The following is a 15321-nucleotide window of genomic DNA, read 5'->3' on the forward strand; positions in this document are numbered from 1 at the left end:
CCCTACGGTGAAAGATCGAGGCTAACTGGGGTTGTGGTCACCGTCGACGCTTTGCACACCCAGACCGACACCGCAAAACTCATCGTCGAAGCCGGCGGAGACTACGTCTTCACCATCAAGAAGAACCAACCGAACCTCTACCGGGACTGTACGAGACTACCCTGGTCGAAGATCCCTGCCCACCACTGCACCGACACCTCCCACGGTCGGCGCGCCACCCGAGGAATCAAGGTCACGACCGTCCCGACCTGGATCGACTTCACCGGCGCGACCCAGATCGCTCAGATCCGCCGCACCGTGACCCGCAAGAAGAACGGAGTGAAGAAGAAGACCGTAGAAGTTGTCTACGTCCTGACCTCCGCCGACTACGTGGCCGCGACCCCGGCCACCCTGGCCGGGTGGGTCACCGCGCACTGGACGATCGAGAACCGCGTGCACTGGGTGCGCGATGTGACCTTCGATGAGGACCGCTCCCAGGTCCGGACCGGAAGTGGCCCCCAGGTCATGGCGACCTTGCGCAACACCGCTATCAGCCTGCTGCGACTGGATGGTTGGTCGAACATCGCTGCTGGGTTACGCCACCACGCTCGTAGTCCGGGAGCCCTGCTTGTACTGCTCCTGACCTGCGCAAACGCGACCTTGCCGTGACCCTGGGCCCTGAGGTGCCAGGTCCACCGCTGTACCACTGCGTGGACCCGCGGCCGTCGGGGAACGCTCTCCTGCAACGCCAGGCGGGTGATCGCGTCACGCAAACGCGGAAGGGACTCCAGCACCTCCTCAGCGATCTCCAGCTGGATCGGGCGGGTGGGACGGGTGTGATCACTGAGCCTGATTCCGCCAGTGGTCGTCGGTGACCACACGGTGACATGAGGCGGCGGGTGCCTACGGACCTGCAACGATGGGACTTCTCTACGGTTCCACGTCGTCTGTCAGGAAGGCACCCGCCACATGCAAGTCTCCCACGTCCTACCCGCCTCCAACATGGGCTCCTCGATCATCTTCGACGAGCCGAACCTCCTCGCCCACGCCGGCCTCATCCCGGCGTTAAGCCTGGCTAAGCAAGCCAAGATGTTCGACCTTCTCCGCCAGCACCTGACCCTGACCGGTGCCGGGTCGGCCTACCCGGGCGAGAAGATCGCCATTCTGGTCGCCGGGATGCTCGCCGGCGCCGACAGCATCGACGACATGGACCTCCTGCGTCACGGCGGGACCAAGAAGCTGCTGCTGGAACTGCGGGCCCCGTCGACGTTGGGGGCGTTCCTGCGCAGGTTCAGCCATGTCCATGTCCATGTCCATGTCCATGTCCGTCAGCTCGACGCCGTGAACTCTCGACTCCTCGTAAACCTGCAGTCGGCGACCACCAGTGCTGGGGCGCCGGTGCTGCCTGATGCCGGCGAACTGGTCTCCGTCGACATCGACGACACCATCCGGCAGACCTACGGCTACACGAAACAAGGCGCCGGGTACGGGTACTCCAAGGTCAAGGGCCTGACGCGATGATCCTTACCGCGACCACCCCGACCAGCGCCTCGGTCATCCTCGGAGCCCGACTGCGCAAAGGGTGAGCAGCGACGTAGCGGTCATTGTGCTGAGCCCGCCGGGTCAGCTCCCGAGAAGCAAGGTCCCGCTCAGCGGCCCGGTCCTGACCACGGCGGGTCAACGCCGTCGTGCGGTGATTGACCAGCACCCCCGCACCAGCGGTCATCACCGCCAGCAACGCGGCAGCCACGATGCCCAACGGAGCACGTACCGCGGTCTTCGCCGCCGTCAGCTCCGGAACGTCGACGACCGCACGCCCAGCGGCGGTGGTGGTGTACCCGGCCGGATCCACCAGCAGCAGCGGCACCAGCCACCACGCCAGCCCGACCACCACGACGGTCAACAGCGGGAGACCGACCAGCACCAGCACCCATGACCCTGTCGACGTCCCCGTTTCGCTACCACCAAGTCCCGGGCGGGCCACCGCAGCGGAGGCGGCGAGCGCCGATACCTCCTGAGACGCGTCGTGGACACCATCATGTGCTGGACGACCAGGACTCCACGGGCGCCGCTCAACGGCGTAACGGGGAGCCTCGTGACCGCTCGACGGCTCAGGATGCTTCGTCGTCACCGAGTCAGCATGCGGCCTGCATCCGACATAGGTGTTGAGACGGGGCCGATCGGTTAGCAAGCTGCTAGCACTGGGGAAGCTGCACCTCCGGCATTGATGCACAAGGCCAGCGGACCGATCGACGGCCACTGCGCGGGCGGTCCCAGCGTCGAGGTCGACGTTAGGACGACCTGCTCCTGCACCCCTACGGGCCGACCCTCCGTGCCGACCCTCCGTGCCAACTGGCCATGTACCTGGCGATTGGCTGCGCGGACTACCCCTGTAAGCGTGTCGGTGCATATGTCTGGGGGTGGCGCTTGAATACAACTTGTGATCTTTGGCCCGAGTACGAGCGCGACCATGACGGCGTCAGCGACGGCGGTAGGTGCTGGCCCGGCGGCGCTACCTACCTGGCTGACACCAGTCCTGGCTCTGGTCGGAGTCATCGCGACCGGTGTCGTCACGATCACCGTCGCCCGGATGGTGAACCCGTGGGACAAACGGGCACGCCAAAGCATCCTGCATGAACGAGACCTCATCGAAAAGATGCATCAGGGCCCACACCGAGACCTCGTCATCGCCAACGCCGAACGGAAGCTGGTCAGCTACGTCGCTCGAATCTCCCTACCACCTGACTTGCGCAGCCGGTTCGAGCTGTGGGTGCTGCTGACCTGCTACGGCCTCCTGCTACTGCTGGGGCTGCTGGTCAACCTCGTCTTCTTCCCGACCATCGTCACCGTACTCCCAGCGCTCGTCTTCGTCGGCGTTCCGCTGTCCCTCATCGGCTGGTTCAAGATTTCCCGCCTTGAGAAGAAGATGCGACAGTTCCGCGAAGACAACGACCTCCTCACAGCACAGGACGTAGCAGACGACCAGCAGAAGTCGACCCGGTGGTGGCGACGACGCCGCACTCGGCAGCCCGCACCGCCACCACTGTCGCCTACGCCGCGCGATCCCGAAACCGATTAATACTTTGTCGCTGACTCGCAAGCTATGGAAGTTTGCGCCTGTAGCCTACGGCAGAAGTCTGGGATCAGTCGAGTAGGCGCCCTGACCTCATCCGCACGGTGGTCTTCGGGTGGGTCACAAGTTCCAAGTTTTTATCCAGCTGTAGCGGCTTGGGCCGGTACCCCGGGAACCTCAGAACCTGGCGCACATCCGCCCACTGCTCCGGCGGCTGGACCACGAGGCCGGGGGCCGCTCGACGATCGTTCCACACCGCCTTCAGGACGAGGAGGCAGCCAACGGTTGCCGCGTTCAAGGACTCAGCGACACCCTGCATAGTCGTTCGTGCATCCTCCAGCAGCCATGCCCCGCCGACGTCGGTTGCCTCTCTCATCGCGTAGGTGTCGAGGTAGCGCGGCTGACGGGGGCTCAACTCGGCAGCGTACGGCAACTCGTTTTTCCCCGTCTTGGGCATCAACCGGGCATTCAGCCTCTTTGACTGGTGAGCCCGGACGTTGCGCATGTCGTCCACCCACTGCCACCAGTCGCTCGGGCCAGCCTGCTCAACCGACCTGCGGATCGCGCGCAACGCGCCCTCCTGCAGGGCAGCTCCGGACTCGTTCTCCAGCATCAGGGCTTTGCGGAGCTTCCGGTTCACCTCGCCGGTAGCGCGGGGGTAGTCCGGTGACGTTTCGGTCAGGCGCAGCAGCGCTGCGTCGGCTCCCTGCAGCGACGTTCGTAGTCCCAGCACGCCGACGGTCACCGCGGCCAGGTTGTCCATCAGGGAGCAGGCGGCGACGTAGAACCCCGTCATGCTCGTCCGCAGCCGGACGTCCCGGTTTTTCTCGACCTCATTCATACGTGCCAGGTCCGGGACCCCATCTCGGGTGGCGCGAAGCCGGGTGCGGAACCAGTGATCGAAGCTAGCGGAGGCTTCCTGGTAGTCCTTCATGTTCCAGGCCAACTCTTCGAGGACCCCGGCGATGGAACCGGTGACGCCTACCAGGTAGTCCGACAGGTCAGCGCGAACGTCATCGCCCAGCGGGTAGCCACTCCACCAGGTGAAGCCGCCCACCCCCGATTCGTCCAGGTCACTCCACATCGCCGTCTCAAGCTCGCGCGCAGCCCTCTGCGCCACGTGGACGACATCGGTCCATCTACTCAACGCGACCCCCTGTGCCTCACCCAGCCACTCGACACCAGCCGCTCGACATCTCCCTCGCCCGACGTCACCCTCTGAGCAGCTGCGAGACGCGCTGTTTCTTGATCCCCATCACTACCCCCACCTCCGAACCCGTCAGACCAGCCGCCACAAGGTCGCGGGCCACCGATCGCGAAGCCGCCGCCGCTTCGAGCTGCAAGGCCGCAGCGCGAGCCGCTTTTTCCTTCACGTCGTTGACGCGAGGAGTGATGCCCTGAATCTCGGCCACGACCCGGATCGTCGCCGTCTCCGCGCCCTCGACGTCGTCCAGGCGCAGGTAGTCGCGCACCATCTCCTCAGCCTCGGTCAGGCGTCGAACCTGGGTCACGCCGTGGTCGGCGATGTGCAACTCCCACCCCCCGTCCCAGCGGCGGGCGGTGACTTCGATCGTCTTCACTTCAACCATCCTTCCGGCAGGCAGGCCAGCCGTTTCACGATGTCGTCAACGACGCCGGGTGAGATGTCGCGGTGTCGAGGGACGTTGGCGGTGTGCTGACCGCAGGGGCAGTCCCACTTGTCGTGGGGCCCCTTGGCCCCGGCGCGGGGCGTACACCCGTTCTTCAGCATCCCCGACTCGACGTCGCGACGTTTCTGCGGCTTGGTCACAAGGGTAAGTCTAGCCCCCCTTGACCGCAACCGTCAAGGGGGGCTAGACTTGCAGAGCAGTTTTCGCGGCGAGATGACATATGCCCCACGTCAGGCACCTCGACGAGGTCCAGGCTCTCACCGGGGTCAGCCTGGTCGAGACCGGCAGGCACGGCGCCGCCCTAGCCCCCGACACCCTGCCCCCCGACACCCTGCCCCCCACACCTGCACGCCGAAGTCCCCGCCGCCCGCCGCGAGAACGACACCCTCACCACCACCCTCAACCAAGCCCGCCGACGCTGGCGCCACCTCGCCGCCACCCTGCGCAGCGAAGGACTCACCGCCACCCAGACCGCCAAAGCCCTCGGCATCTCCCGCGCCGCCGTCGACAAGCTCGTCACCCGCGCCGCCGTCGACACCCCAGACCCCCACACCAGCACCCCAACCCCCAACCCCCAACCCCACGGCGCTCGCAGACGGCGGACACCCCCACCCAGACCCGCGGGACGTCGCCGCGCGGGTCGAGGAGGTGCGGCGTGAGGTCGAGCAGGCCACCGCTCACCAAGAGGAGTTCTCGGCCCGTTGGCGGCGCCTGGCCGTGGCCTTGCAGGACGCCGGCCTCACCAACCGCGACGTCGCGCACCTGCTGGGGGTCACTGAGCCGCGGGTGACCCAGCTCGCACGCCGCGATGGACGACGCACCGTACCCAGCCCGGTTCCTCCGACGTCCTGACTATCTATCTGCTAGCAGACAGCTAGCTGACTGGCAGCCGTCGCGGACATTCGGTCGATGCGCTGGACGTCCGCCGACGGGCCGTATCGCCACTCCCCTACGCGCGACCACCCGTCGCGGGCCAGGGCCTCGTCGAGCTCATCGTGGCTCCAGAGCAGCCGGATCGGCATGGTGCCCTCGCTGATGCGCTCCAGCGCCTCGGCCGGGTCCATCGTGTCGTCGCCCGGAATGCGACTGTGCACGGCCCCGTCGCGCATCGTCAGGACCAGGTCGTCACCGTCGAGCCGGGCCAGCGCGCGCGCGATCACCGTTGCGTCCCGCGGGGCTCGACCGGGCGCATGAGGGGCAGGGCGGGCACCAGCTCAGGCTACGACCGGGCGCACGGACGGACGTCAGCCATTCCCGTCCTTTTCGAACAAGTGTTCTCATGGGGAGGTGGCGGGAGGACAGCTTCACGGACGCAACGCGCGCGCATCGACTCGGACTGGAAGCAGGATCGCGCCCAGGCTCAGGAGAGCGCGCGCCAGCTCGCCCACGCCCAGGCCGCGGCCCGCCCCGGTGCTGACGAGCGGCCGGCCGCGGCCCTGTGCTGGGTCTTGGGCGATGACGACAGCAACCCCGGGCCCTACCCGGGCGTGGTTGTGCGAAGACACCGGAGTTCCCAACCCCTCAAAACGGTCGCGAACGTTTCTGAGCTGCACCGAAAGCCAGTTGATCGCTTCGGTAGCAGTCATGAGTAACTGTCGGACTACCTGAGACTTCCTCAGTCATCGTGAAAGATGTTCGCCCCCGACGAACCCGCCTGGTCGCCCTGTGCACGTACGGATCAGCAGGCTCCTGCCGCGACCTCGCGATCATGGCGATGGCCGCGCTGTCCGGTGGTTCTCGTGGACTGCTCTGGCGCCGACACAGCTGCCTCTCCTGCCAAGATCGCAGCCATGTCCTCCCAGCAGCACGGAACGCTGAGGTTCAACCCCAACAACGCCACCACCGGCACCGTCGAACGCGTCCACGCCTCCGACGGCAGCACCCAGGTCCACAAGCAGCTACGACAGGCCGGAACCGTTCCCACCGCACCCGCGCACTGGACCGCCTCCACCACACCCAGCGACTGGAACTACTGGGCCCGCGAGGCTGAGGTCTACACCGACCCACGACTGCGAGCATCCTTGACCGGCACCGGCCTGGACCTACCCACCGCCGAGGTCCAGCCCAACCAGCAAAGCACCGACCTGTGGCTGGAAGACGTGCGCGGCACCGCCGGCGCCGACTTCACCCTCGCCGACCACATGGCCACCGCCGCCGGCCTGGGCCGTTGGCAGGCCCGTCCCTTACAGCCCGCACCGGCGTGGGCCTCACGTGGATTCCTGCGGGCCTACTCATCCAGCCGCCCCGGCGACCTCGCCCTGGTCGACGACGACGCGGCGTGGGCCCAGCCCCTCATCGCCGATACCTGGCCTTCTGACCTGCGGGCCGGGTGGGCGCGATTGCTGACCCACCGCGAGGACCTGCTCGGCGTGATGGAGGCCCTACCCCGTACCCTCTGCCACCTCGATGCCTGGGTCTCCAACGTCATCCGACGACCCAGCGGCGAGGTCGTCCTGCTGGACTGGGCCTTCGCCGGCGACGGTGCCGTCGGAGAGGACCTGGGCAACTACCTGCCCGACGCGGTCTTCGACCTCTTCTGGCCTGCCGAGCGCCTCGCGGAGCTGGAAGCAGCGTGCTGGCCCACCTACCTTGACGGGCTACACGCCGGCGGCTGGGACGGCACCGAACGCGAGGCCCGGCTCGGAGTGGTGGCCTCCTGCGTGAAGTACACGTGGCTGCTGCCCCTGCTGTTGCAGAAGGCCACCGACACCGAGCACGACGCCTACCACCAGCGCGTCGACGCCGAGCACCTCTACCGCCAGCGTGGGGTCGCACTGTCGCACCTGGTCGGCTGGTGCGAGGAGGCACTCGACCTGGCCGGCTAAACGACCGCACGGTCATCCCGCGGTGCGCGTGATGCGGCCTACCTCGCACAGGCCGCGGCCCGAGCCGGTCAGTCAGCCTGGAACAGGCCTGTGTCTCGGTACCGGAGGTAGAGCCTGACCGCTTCGGCGGTCACCGCGAACGCCGGCACGGCGAGCTGGTCCAGGGGCGACCAGGTGAAGTCGGTCCCCTCACCATCGCCGCCGAGAGGAGTGTGGTTGCCGGCTCGGGCCCAGAAGCACAAGGCGAAGGCGTGCACGACGTCGCCGTTGGGGTAGCGGATGGTGTGGACCTTGGCAGTGGAGATGCTCGCGAAGGGAACCAGCTCGTCGGGGTTGAGGTGCAGGCCGGTCTCTTCGGCCAGTTCGCGGGCGGCGCTGGTGCGGAAGGAGTCGCCGGGTTCGCAGGCCCCGGCAGGTAGGGCCCACTCGCCGGTGTCGCTGCGACGCAGGAGCAGGACGTGGTCGTGCTCGTCGAGTACCAGCACCTGGGCGCCGGGGCTGACGAGCAGGTCGTGTCCGACATGACGGCGTAGGCGGCCGAGGTGGCTGTCCTGGAAGGTCACCGGTGCAGGATGCCGGTGACGGCACACGGCTGCACGACCTCACGGTCATTCTGCGGGCGCGTAGAGCGCACGGTTATCCCGCTGGCCGGGACGTCGACGACCTCGCGATCGTGCCGATGACCACGCGGTCCAGCAGCGTCCAGGACCCGACTTTGGAAGCAACTGAGGATGGTCCAGGACTGCGATCATGCAGTGGTGGGACAGCCCGGCACCGATCGACACGACGTCGACCAACCCTTCGACGACACCGCGACGACCAGGCTGTCGCTACGCCGACCGACCGAAGCCGACGTCGCTGAACTCTTCACGATGTACTCCGACCCCCAGGTCTGGCGCGATGACCCGCTGCTGCGCCACACCTCCGCCGCACAGACCCGCGACCGGGTCCAGCGCTGGGCCGAGAGCTAGGACGAGCACGGCATCGGCCCCTGGGTACTGCGAGCCCGGACCGGGCCTGGAGCCGGTGAGCTGGTCGGCTCCGGTGGCTGCAGCCTGTACACGTCGGGCACGACCACCGTGTGGAACACGGCCTTCGTGCTGCGGCCCCAGGCGTGGGGGCAGGGGTACGCCCAGGAGGTCACCGCAGCAGGACGCCGGTGCGCGCACGCGCTGCACCCTGACCTTCCCGTCATCGCTGTGGTCGCGGCCGGCAACCCCCGATCGCGACGAGCCGTAGAGCGCACCGGACTGCGCACGGTCTGTCGAGGTCCGGATGCCAAAGACCCCGACCCGACGGCGGAACTGCTGCTCTACGCCGACCGCGGACTGAGCGAAGACCAGGTACGTGCACTCACCGCCTGACAGTCACGACCTCACGGTCCAGAACCTCGTCGCGCCCTGGCAACTCGCCTCTACGCTGCCCCGGTGATGAACCAGCCGGTGAACGACGCTGCCGTGACGATGCTCATCGCGGTTGCTCGCGCCGCCATCCGCGAGCACGGTGACAGCAACGTTCACACCGTCGCCGCGGCCGTCCTGGACGAGGATGCCCGCGTCCACCTCGGGTTGAACCTGTACCACTTCACCGGTGGGCCCTGCGCCGAGCTCGTCGCTTTGGCCAACGCCCGTGCCGCCGGCGCTCGAGCTCCCCGCCTCATCGTCGCCGTCGGCGACGACAACCGCGGTGTGCTCGCCCCCTGCGGACGAGACCGGCAGGTCCTGGTGGACTACTACCAAGCCATTTCCGTCGTCCTTCCCGGCCCCGATGGTCCGCGCGTGGTGACGGGCGACGACCTGCTGCCCCACACCTACCGCTGGCAGGCGCAGCAGACCCAGCGTCTGCGCTTCCGCGCCTCTCACCTGCCGGCGGTCCGCAACGGCAGCAAGCGCGTCACCCTGCGTTTCAACGACCCGGCGCAGGTCGGCCCAGCGCTACTGGTCTTCGAGTCCGGCGACGTCGACGACGAGGTCACCCTGGCGGGCCGGATCACTTCCACTGTCGCCAAGACCGTCCAGGACATCAGCGACGCGGAGGCCCAAAAGGACGGCTTCGCTGACGCGGCCAGCGTGCTTCCCGGCCTGCGTGACTACTACCCCGACCTGTCCAGCGACGACTACGTCGTCTTCGTCCACTTCGAGGTCGACGCGACCTGACCGCAGCTGCGGCATTGCGCGGTCATGTCGCGGGCCGCGCGGTTGCTGTGTCAGAGCCGGATCAGGTCGGCGACCTCCTCGGGCAGCCCCGGGGAGGTCATGACGTGGCCCATGCCCGGCACGACCTGCAGTACCGCCCCGGGGATGGCCGCGGCCAACGCCTCACCGTGACCGAGCGGGTAGATCGGGTCCTGGTCCCCGTGGACGATCGAGGTCACCGCAGTGATCGACGACAGCGGGGCGAGCAAGCTGGGGTCATCCAGCCACACGGCCCGGTGGTGGTGGGCAGCCGCCGCAGGATCGGTGGCCCGCGACATCGCCAGCTCCAGCATCGAACGGGCGGCCTTCTCGTCGAACGGGCGTACCGGGCCGTTGAAGACTCGAAACAGCGCCACATCAGACTCGATACCCGCTGGCAGCTCCGCAGCCAGGTGCGTGAGGTAGGCCGGCGACGGGGGCGGCAGGTCATCAGGGTCGACCGGCTCCCCAACCTGTGCCCGCGCCCACACCGCGCTCGGGTCGTGACCCATCAGCGAGCTGGACATCACCGTCAGGGAACGGACCCGGTGCGGGGCGTGCACCGCCAACCACTGCGCGATCATGCCGCCCAGGGAGGTCCCGGCCACGTGGGCGGTATCCACGCCGTGACCGTCCAGCACGGCGAGACAGTCCCGGGCCATGTCCCCGATCGTGTAGGGGTGGGCGTCGAAGTCGACGACGCTGGAGTGGCCGGTGTCTCGGTGGTCGAACCGGATGACCTGGACCCCACGCTGGACCAGCCGGTCGACCAGGGCGTCGGGCCAGCTGATCCCTTGAGCAGCCGATCCGGCGACCATCAGGACGGCGGGAAGCTCGGGATCACCGACCGCTTCGCTCCAGATGCGTAGCGGCCCGGCCGCTACGAACCGTTCGCGTACACCCACCATGCAGGCACCGTAACGGCCACCTACCACCGAGCCGCGACCTCACGGTCATCCCGCGGTGCGCGTACTCTCCCCGGCGGCCGAGATGTCGCGGCCCTAACGACGAGCGCGCGTCGGTGCGCGGCATCCACGCCACGATCAATCGCGGCCGCGCCAAGACCTGACCCTCTGCCCCCAGCGGGCCGCGTAAGGCGACAGAAAATTCAACACGGTTATCAGAGGAGCAAGAGCGATGGCGGTGCCACCGTCCACCCAGCCGAGCCACCAGCCCGCGACGGCGACCACAGCAGCACCCACGGCAGTCGCCGCCCCCGACCGGGCGACTTCACGACGTGACGGAGCCTGCAAAGAGGCGTCGGCGGGACGCGCGAGGCCCAGGTAGATCAAGGTGCGGGCCAAACGCCCAGCAGGCTGCGACACGTCAGCACTCTAGGAGTCGGCCAGTGATCAGCAGGGTCGATCCCGCTTAGCCCACCCAAACGCGCACTCAGGACGCCGGCCGCGACGCACGACGTCACGGTCATCCCGCTGGTCGCGCCCGTACGCCGCGGTGGCTGGGGCTGCTTTCGTTGGTCACGATCACGGATCAGTGGTTCAGGAGTCCATCCCTTACTACCGGGACGGCGGGTGGAAGTCACTCGATGGGTCGGTCCCGGCTGCCACCTGGACGTAGCGCACCTGCAGGGCCGACGCCAGCGCCCCGTCTGAGGTGGCTGAGTCCCCGATGACCGCGACTGGCTGCACCCCGAGTCGAGCCGACCGTGAAGCGACCTCGTCATGGAAGCGGAGCTCTGACTTCTCCGCGCCGACTTCACCTGAGATCACCACATCGCGGAAGGTCGGCCCGAGTCCAGCCAGCTGGAGCTTGCGCCGCTGCAACCACGACGAGCCGTTCGTGACGCACCAGAGGTCGTGCGTCCTCGCCCAACTGCTCAAGGCGGCCGGCGCCCAGTCGAAGGTGCGGACCAGCTGCTCGCGGGTACCGCGGAAGCTCGCGCCGACTACCGCCGAGTCCTCCTCGGGAAGGATGCGGTTCCAGACCCTGGCCTGGTAGTCATCACCAGCGAGCTGCGTCGTCAGGTCGGGTACTGCAGCTCGGAAGTCGGTCCACAGGGCTTCCCAGGAGCTGACGCCGACCAAGGCCGGGGTGCTCCTCAGCCCGCTGGCCTGCCATTCACCGCGGACAACGCGCCACACGTCAGGCAAGCGCGTCGTCGCCGCGAAGGCCGCGAGTGTGGAGCTCATGGCCTGATCACGGGCGGCTGCGTCCGGGATGAGCGTGTCGTCGAGGTCGATCAGGAGCACGTCCACGGAGAGAACGGTAGGACAGCGCTTCGGTGGGTGCTGCACGGCCGGTTCGTCTTCGAGCCGGTGGCTGGACAGCCATGTTCTGACGACTTCACGGTCATCCCGCGGTGCTCGGGCGCACGGTCATCCCGCGGTGTGCGTGGTCGGCCCGGGTCGACGCCGACCGGATCTGCTTGATATGTGGGTGATCGGAGGCCACTCTCCGGTCTGAGCCCAGATGGGCTCGAGTCCTCAGCATGGAGGCACCCCATGACCGTCCCTGATCTTCAACTGACCCAGACCCCGATGCCCTCCGGACTGCCCGCCGTGCGCCTCGGTGAGCCCTGGCTGGACGCCTACCTCGACTTCCTCACCGCACGCTGCCGACCCAACAGCGTCCTCGCCGCCGGCTACGACCTGAAGATCTTCTTCACCCTCATCGCCAAGACCCCGGCGGAGGTCACCGCCGCCGACGTACTGGCATTCATCACCGCCCAACGCACCGGTTCCGACCAATCCAGCAACCTCGTGGTCGCCGTCGTCGACGACGCGCCCGCAGCGGTCAGCGCCCGAACCGTGCGCCGACGCCTCTCCAGCATCTACGGCCTCTACGCCTTCCTCCTCGCCCGCGGCGACGTCAACGCCAACCCCGTTCCGCGTGGTCTGCCAACACGGCGCGAACGCGACCACCCCCACAGCAGCCGCGGGTCGGGAACCCCACTGATCCGTTCCCCACGGACGCTGCCGACCATCCTGAACCCCGACGAAGCCGCCGCCCTCACCACGGCGCTACGCACCCACCGAGACCGGGCCATGGTCGCCGCGATGCTGCTCGGAGGCTTGCGCCGTTGCGAAGTCCTGCGCCTGCGGATGGAAGACCTCCACGTTAGCCAACGGCGGGTGTTCATCGCCGAGGGCAAAGGAGGACACCAACGCCAGGTCCCGATCTCGAAACGTTTCTTCACCCTGCTGGGCGACTACCTCAGCCTGGAGCGACCGGAGGAAGCCGACCGGCTCGGGCACGGTCACGTCTTCTGCGTCCTGAAGGGCCCCCGACGCGGGCAGCCGCTGTCGGCCTCCGGACTTGATGAGGTCCTCGACGGAGCCCGGCGGCGCGCCGGACTGCAGCACGCCACCTGCCACCAACTGCGTCACACCTGCCTGACCCGACTGCGCGAAGCCGGCATGGCTCTGGAGGCCATCCAGGCCCAGGCCGGGCACGCCTCCATCGAATCCACCCGCATCTACCTCCACCTCGGTGATGACTGGCTGGCCGGTCAGTATCGCCGCGCTGCTGAAGCCATCGACGCTCAAGCCTTCGGCAACCACCCCGCGCCGGTGCCCGTCCGTTCGATCACTTCAGCATTGCGGAGTCGGTGATGAGCACTCAAGACCTGATTCTCACTTGGGGTGAGATTGACACCGCTGCAGTACAACTGGCCCCACCGATGCGTTCCTACCTGGTTCAGGTTGCCACCACGCTGCGTCCCGGTAGTGTCGTCAACGCCGACCGCGCCCTGCGCTGCTTCGCCCAGTTCCTCATCCAGCAGCACCCCGAGATCAGCACCCTCACCGACGTGCGACGAACTCACATCGAGGATTACAAGCCCTGGCTCGCATCGGCCAGCGAGGCCGGCCCGTCAGCGTCAACACCCGAGCCCACCGCCTGGGCAACCTACGCACCTTTTTCATCCGCATCCACGACTGGGGCTGGCCCGAGGCCCCACCCACCGTCCCCATCCTCTTCGGCGACCTGCCCCGCCAGGAGCAACCCCTCCCCAAGGCCCTCGATGACGCCAACGCCGCGAAGTTCCTGCGCGCCGCTCAAGGATTGAAACGGCAGCTGGGTCGAGTGGTCTGCGAGGTCCTCCTCCGCACCGGCCTGCGCGTCGGGGAGTTCACCAGACTGCGCCGCGACGCCGTCCGCCAGATCGGCGCCGGGCACTGGTTGCACGTTCCCGTCGGCAAACTCCTCGACGACCGCTACATTCCCCTGCACCCGCAACTCGTCGACCTCATCGCCGATTACCGCGACCGTTTCGTCGACCCGACCAACCCGCTGCTGCTACCGCGGGAGAACGGCAAACCGATGGATCGCCACGGCGTCACCCGCTGCCTGAACAACGCCGCCACCGCGGCGGGCATCGGCCACGTCCACCCCCACCAGATGCGCCACACCCTCGCCACCCAGGCCATTAACCGCGGCATGAGCCTCGAAGCCATCGCCGCGATGCTGGGGCACCACTCGATGGACATGACCCTGCGCTACGCGAAGATCGCCAACCGGACCGTCGCCGATGAGTACTTCGCCGTCACCGAGAAAGTCGAAGCCCTTTACACCAGCGACCCCGACGCCGCTCTGCCCTCGAGCGCCGCTGGTCCGGAGATGGCCCGCCTGCACCGCGAGATGCACCAGCGGATGCTCGGCAACGGGTTCTGCACTCGACCTCCGGCCTTGGACTGCACCTTCGAATCGGTCTGCGAAACCTGCACCTTCTTCCAGACCTCGATCGCCTTCCGCCCGACCTTGCAGGCTCAGCACGACCACGCCGCCGAGCATGATCAACCGGCCCGTCAGGAGCTCTTCGCGGGTCTCCTCGGCGACCTCGACCAGTCCGCGTCCTGAGTCCCTTGACACCGATCACCCACATAATGTCGATGTCCGAGTGGTCACGGAGTCGTTGTGGGCTCCTGCGGGTGGTGGTCCTGTGGAGAAGTTGATCAACGAATCGGGCTGAGCTCGGCACCCGCCGATGCTGAAAGTACCTCGACAGTTCGAGCCTCCGCACCCCTCTCACCGCCCAGGAGCAGCACGTGCCCGACGGCTCGACCCTGATCTGCCGCCTGATCGGCGGGTTCATGATCCTCACCGCCCCCTTAGCGCTGCCGTTGCTGTTCTTTCAGGCCGACCTCTTCGGCATCGAGAGCGACTTCTGCATCTACAAGGGCGTCAGCCCGCGTGTCCCCCTTGAACAGCGTGTCCTCGAGCGCGGCGTCGACGTCCGCCAGCACTGGGAGTGGTTCCCCATGGGGGTGCGCTGCGACTGGTTCCTGCGTGATGGCAGCTTCGTCACCACCACGGCCGCCACCTGGGACCACGACGCCCTCGCTGGCGGCGCAATCGGCTATGGACTGCTGGGCCTGACGCTGGTGGTGGCACCCCGAATCAAGATCGGCGCGGACGCCTAGCTGACCGACCTGCCACCGCTACGCCTCACCACAGCGGTGACCACCTGGTACGGCACGACCGCGACCACCAAGATGATCGCCAGCCGAGCCCAGAAGGGCAGCGTCGAATCAGCCGATGCGACGCCGGCCATCGTGATGAAGGCCAGAGCCGCGACGTCGAAGACTCTGGGCCAGCCGTGCTGACGTGGGTCCCTTTCCCACGAGGCTCGCTCTGGAGCAGGCCGAGCGTGCATCCAGGCG

19 protein-coding genes and 1 pseudogene are annotated in these 15321 nt (G+C 67.6%); 12 read left to right on the forward strand and 8 right to left on the reverse strand.

Features of this window, described 5'->3' with window-relative positions:
• Nucleotides 1-27 precede the first annotated feature (27 nt).
• Together OG218_RS00790 and OG218_RS00795 are read left to right on the forward strand one after the other, a co-directional pair.
• Nucleotides 28-648, forward strand: a pseudogene (locus tag OG218_RS00790) (ISAs1 family transposase); the annotation flags it as partial.
• A gap of 333 nt (nucleotides 649-981) precedes the next feature.
• Nucleotides 982-1500 carry a hypothetical protein gene (locus tag OG218_RS00795; RefSeq protein ID WP_328291302.1) on the forward strand — a complete coding sequence of 173 codons (519 nt, stop codon included), beginning with the start codon at nucleotides 982-984 and terminating at the stop codon, nucleotides 1498-1500.
• On the opposite strand, the gene OG218_RS00800 is transcribed toward OG218_RS00795, so the two are convergent.
• Nucleotides 1481-1909: a hypothetical protein gene (locus OG218_RS00800; RefSeq protein WP_328291303.1), complete on the reverse strand. Its 429-nt coding sequence runs from the start codon at nucleotides 1907-1909 to the stop codon at nucleotides 1481-1483. The two genes, OG218_RS00795 and OG218_RS00800, sit on opposite strands and share 20 nt — an antisense overlap.
• A gap of 540 nt (nucleotides 1910-2449) precedes the next feature.
• Here OG218_RS00800 and OG218_RS00805 point away from each other — a divergent pair.
• Nucleotides 2450-3058: a hypothetical protein gene (locus OG218_RS00805; RefSeq protein WP_328291304.1), complete on the forward strand. Its 609-nt coding sequence runs from the start codon at nucleotides 2450-2452 to the stop codon at nucleotides 3056-3058.
• Nucleotides 3059-3122: 64 nt separating this feature from the next.
• Here OG218_RS00805 and OG218_RS00810 read toward each other — a convergent pair whose 3' ends face one another.
• The 3 genes from OG218_RS00810 to OG218_RS00820 all read right to left on the reverse strand — a co-directional run bounded on the left by OG218_RS00810 (nucleotide 3123) and on the right by OG218_RS00820 (nucleotide 4841).
• Entirely contained in the window at nucleotides 3123-4109 is a 987-nt protein-coding gene (locus OG218_RS00810) for a hypothetical protein (RefSeq protein ID WP_328291305.1), read from the reverse strand.
• Nucleotides 4110-4263: 154 nt separating this feature from the next.
• Nucleotides 4264-4632: a hypothetical protein gene (locus tag OG218_RS00815; RefSeq protein ID WP_328291306.1), complete on the reverse strand. Its 369-nt coding sequence runs from the start codon at nucleotides 4630-4632 to the stop codon at nucleotides 4264-4266.
• Nucleotides 4629-4841, reverse strand: a complete 213-nt coding sequence (locus tag OG218_RS00820; RefSeq protein WP_328291307.1) for a hypothetical protein — start codon at nucleotides 4839-4841, stop codon at nucleotides 4629-4631. Before OG218_RS00820 ends, OG218_RS00815 begins: the two co-directional genes overlap by 4 nt.
• Before the next feature lie 204 nt (nucleotides 4842-5045).
• On the opposite strand from OG218_RS00820, the gene OG218_RS26480 reads away from it, so the two are divergent.
• The gene (locus OG218_RS26480) at nucleotides 5046-5360 is read left to right on the forward strand and encodes a helix-turn-helix domain-containing protein (protein ID WP_442906441.1); all 315 of its coding nucleotides are present in this window, start codon (nucleotides 5046-5048) and stop codon (nucleotides 5358-5360) included.
• 204 nt (nucleotides 5361-5564) lie between these two features.
• Here the strand turns inward: OG218_RS26480 and OG218_RS00825 are convergent, their stop codons facing one another.
• Entirely contained in the window at nucleotides 5565-5861 is a 297-nt protein-coding gene (locus OG218_RS00825; RefSeq protein ID WP_328291308.1) for a hypothetical protein, read from the reverse strand.
• Nucleotides 5862-6491: 630 nt separating this feature from the next.
• Here OG218_RS00825 and OG218_RS00830 point away from each other — a divergent pair.
• Nucleotides 6492-7526, forward strand: coding sequence for an aminoglycoside phosphotransferase (locus tag OG218_RS00830; protein WP_328291309.1), 1035 nt, complete (start codon nucleotides 6492-6494; stop codon nucleotides 7524-7526).
• Nucleotides 7527-7594: 68 nt separating this feature from the next.
• Here the strand turns inward: OG218_RS00830 and OG218_RS00835 are convergent, their stop codons facing one another.
• Complete coding sequence (locus OG218_RS00835) at nucleotides 7595-8089, reverse strand: NUDIX domain-containing protein (protein ID WP_328291310.1); 495 nt, start codon at nucleotides 8087-8089, stop codon at nucleotides 7595-7597.
• A gap of 195 nt (nucleotides 8090-8284) precedes the next feature.
• Between OG218_RS00835 and OG218_RS00840 the strand changes: the two genes are divergently transcribed.
• The 3 genes from OG218_RS00840 to OG218_RS00845 all read left to right on the forward strand — a co-directional run bounded on the left by OG218_RS00840 (nucleotide 8285) and on the right by OG218_RS00845 (nucleotide 9682).
• Entirely contained in the window at nucleotides 8285-8497 is a 213-nt protein-coding gene (locus tag OG218_RS00840; protein WP_328291311.1) for a GNAT family N-acetyltransferase, read from the forward strand.
• Between the two features lie 12 nt (nucleotides 8498-8509).
• On the forward strand, nucleotides 8510-8890 hold the full coding sequence (locus OG218_RS26485; RefSeq protein ID WP_442906442.1) for a GNAT family N-acetyltransferase: 381 nt from the start codon (nucleotides 8510-8512) through the stop codon (nucleotides 8888-8890).
• Nucleotides 8891-8956: 66 nt separating this feature from the next.
• Nucleotides 8957-9682 (forward strand): ASCH domain-containing protein, encoded by a 726-nt coding sequence (locus OG218_RS00845; RefSeq protein WP_328291312.1) that lies wholly within the window; start codon nucleotides 8957-8959, stop codon nucleotides 9680-9682.
• A gap of 50 nt (nucleotides 9683-9732) precedes the next feature.
• Here the strand turns inward: OG218_RS00845 and OG218_RS00850 are convergent, their stop codons facing one another.
• Both OG218_RS00850 and OG218_RS00855 read right to left on the reverse strand, forming a co-directional pair.
• Nucleotides 9733-10608, reverse strand: a complete 876-nt coding sequence (locus OG218_RS00850) for an alpha/beta fold hydrolase (RefSeq protein ID WP_328291313.1) — start codon at nucleotides 10606-10608, stop codon at nucleotides 9733-9735.
• A 609-nt stretch (nucleotides 10609-11217) separates the two neighbouring features.
• Nucleotides 11218-11916, reverse strand: a complete 699-nt coding sequence (locus tag OG218_RS00855) for an HAD family hydrolase (protein WP_328291314.1) — start codon at nucleotides 11914-11916, stop codon at nucleotides 11218-11220.
• A 246-nt stretch (nucleotides 11917-12162) separates the two neighbouring features.
• On the opposite strand from OG218_RS00855, the gene OG218_RS00860 reads away from it, so the two are divergent.
• The 4 genes from OG218_RS00860 to OG218_RS00875 all read left to right on the forward strand — a co-directional run bounded on the left by OG218_RS00860 (nucleotide 12163) and on the right by OG218_RS00875 (nucleotide 15264).
• Nucleotides 12163-13272 (forward strand): tyrosine-type recombinase/integrase, encoded by a 1110-nt coding sequence (locus OG218_RS00860; protein WP_328291315.1) that lies wholly within the window; start codon nucleotides 12163-12165, stop codon nucleotides 13270-13272.
• A 451-nt stretch (nucleotides 13273-13723) separates the two neighbouring features.
• Nucleotides 13724-14518: a tyrosine-type recombinase/integrase gene (locus OG218_RS00865; protein ID WP_328291316.1), complete on the forward strand. Its 795-nt coding sequence runs from the start codon at nucleotides 13724-13726 to the stop codon at nucleotides 14516-14518.
• A gap of 188 nt (nucleotides 14519-14706) precedes the next feature.
• A complete protein-coding gene (locus OG218_RS00870) occupies nucleotides 14707-15081 on the forward strand; it encodes a hypothetical protein (RefSeq protein ID WP_328291317.1) in 375 nt (124 codons plus the stop codon).
• Between the two features lie 36 nt (nucleotides 15082-15117).
• Nucleotides 15118-15264 carry a hypothetical protein gene (locus OG218_RS00875; RefSeq protein WP_328291318.1) on the forward strand — a complete coding sequence of 49 codons (147 nt, stop codon included), beginning with the start codon at nucleotides 15118-15120 and terminating at the stop codon, nucleotides 15262-15264.
• The last annotated feature ends 57 nt before the right edge of the window (nucleotides 15265-15321 follow it).

It is taken from the genome of Kineococcus sp. NBC_00420 (assembly GCF_036021035.1).
Classification (GTDB): Bacteria; Actinomycetota; Actinomycetes; order Actinomycetales; family Kineococcaceae; genus Kineococcus.

What these genes read in the sequence shown, in the direction of transcription:
- OG218_RS00795 (WP_328291302.1), top strand. Translation starts at nt 982, where the DNA reads ATGGGCTCCTCGATCATCTTCGACGAGCCGAACCTCCTCGCCCACGCC.
- OG218_RS00805 (WP_328291304.1), top strand. Translation starts at nt 2,450, where the DNA reads ATGACGGCGTCAGCGACGGCGGTAGGTGCTGGCCCGGCGGCGCTACCT.
- OG218_RS00830 (WP_328291309.1), top strand. Translation starts at nt 6,492, where the DNA reads ATGTCCTCCCAGCAGCACGGAACGCTGAGGTTCAACCCCAACAACGCC.
- OG218_RS00845 (WP_328291312.1), top strand. Translation starts at nt 8,957, where the DNA reads ATGAACCAGCCGGTGAACGACGCTGCCGTGACGATGCTCATCGCGGTT.
- OG218_RS00850 (WP_328291313.1), bottom strand. Translation starts at nt 10,608, where the DNA reads ATGGTGGGTGTACGCGAACGGTTCGTAGCGGCCGGGCCGCTACGCATC.
- OG218_RS00860 (WP_328291315.1), top strand. Translation starts at nt 12,163, where the DNA reads ATGACCGTCCCTGATCTTCAACTGACCCAGACCCCGATGCCCTCCGGA.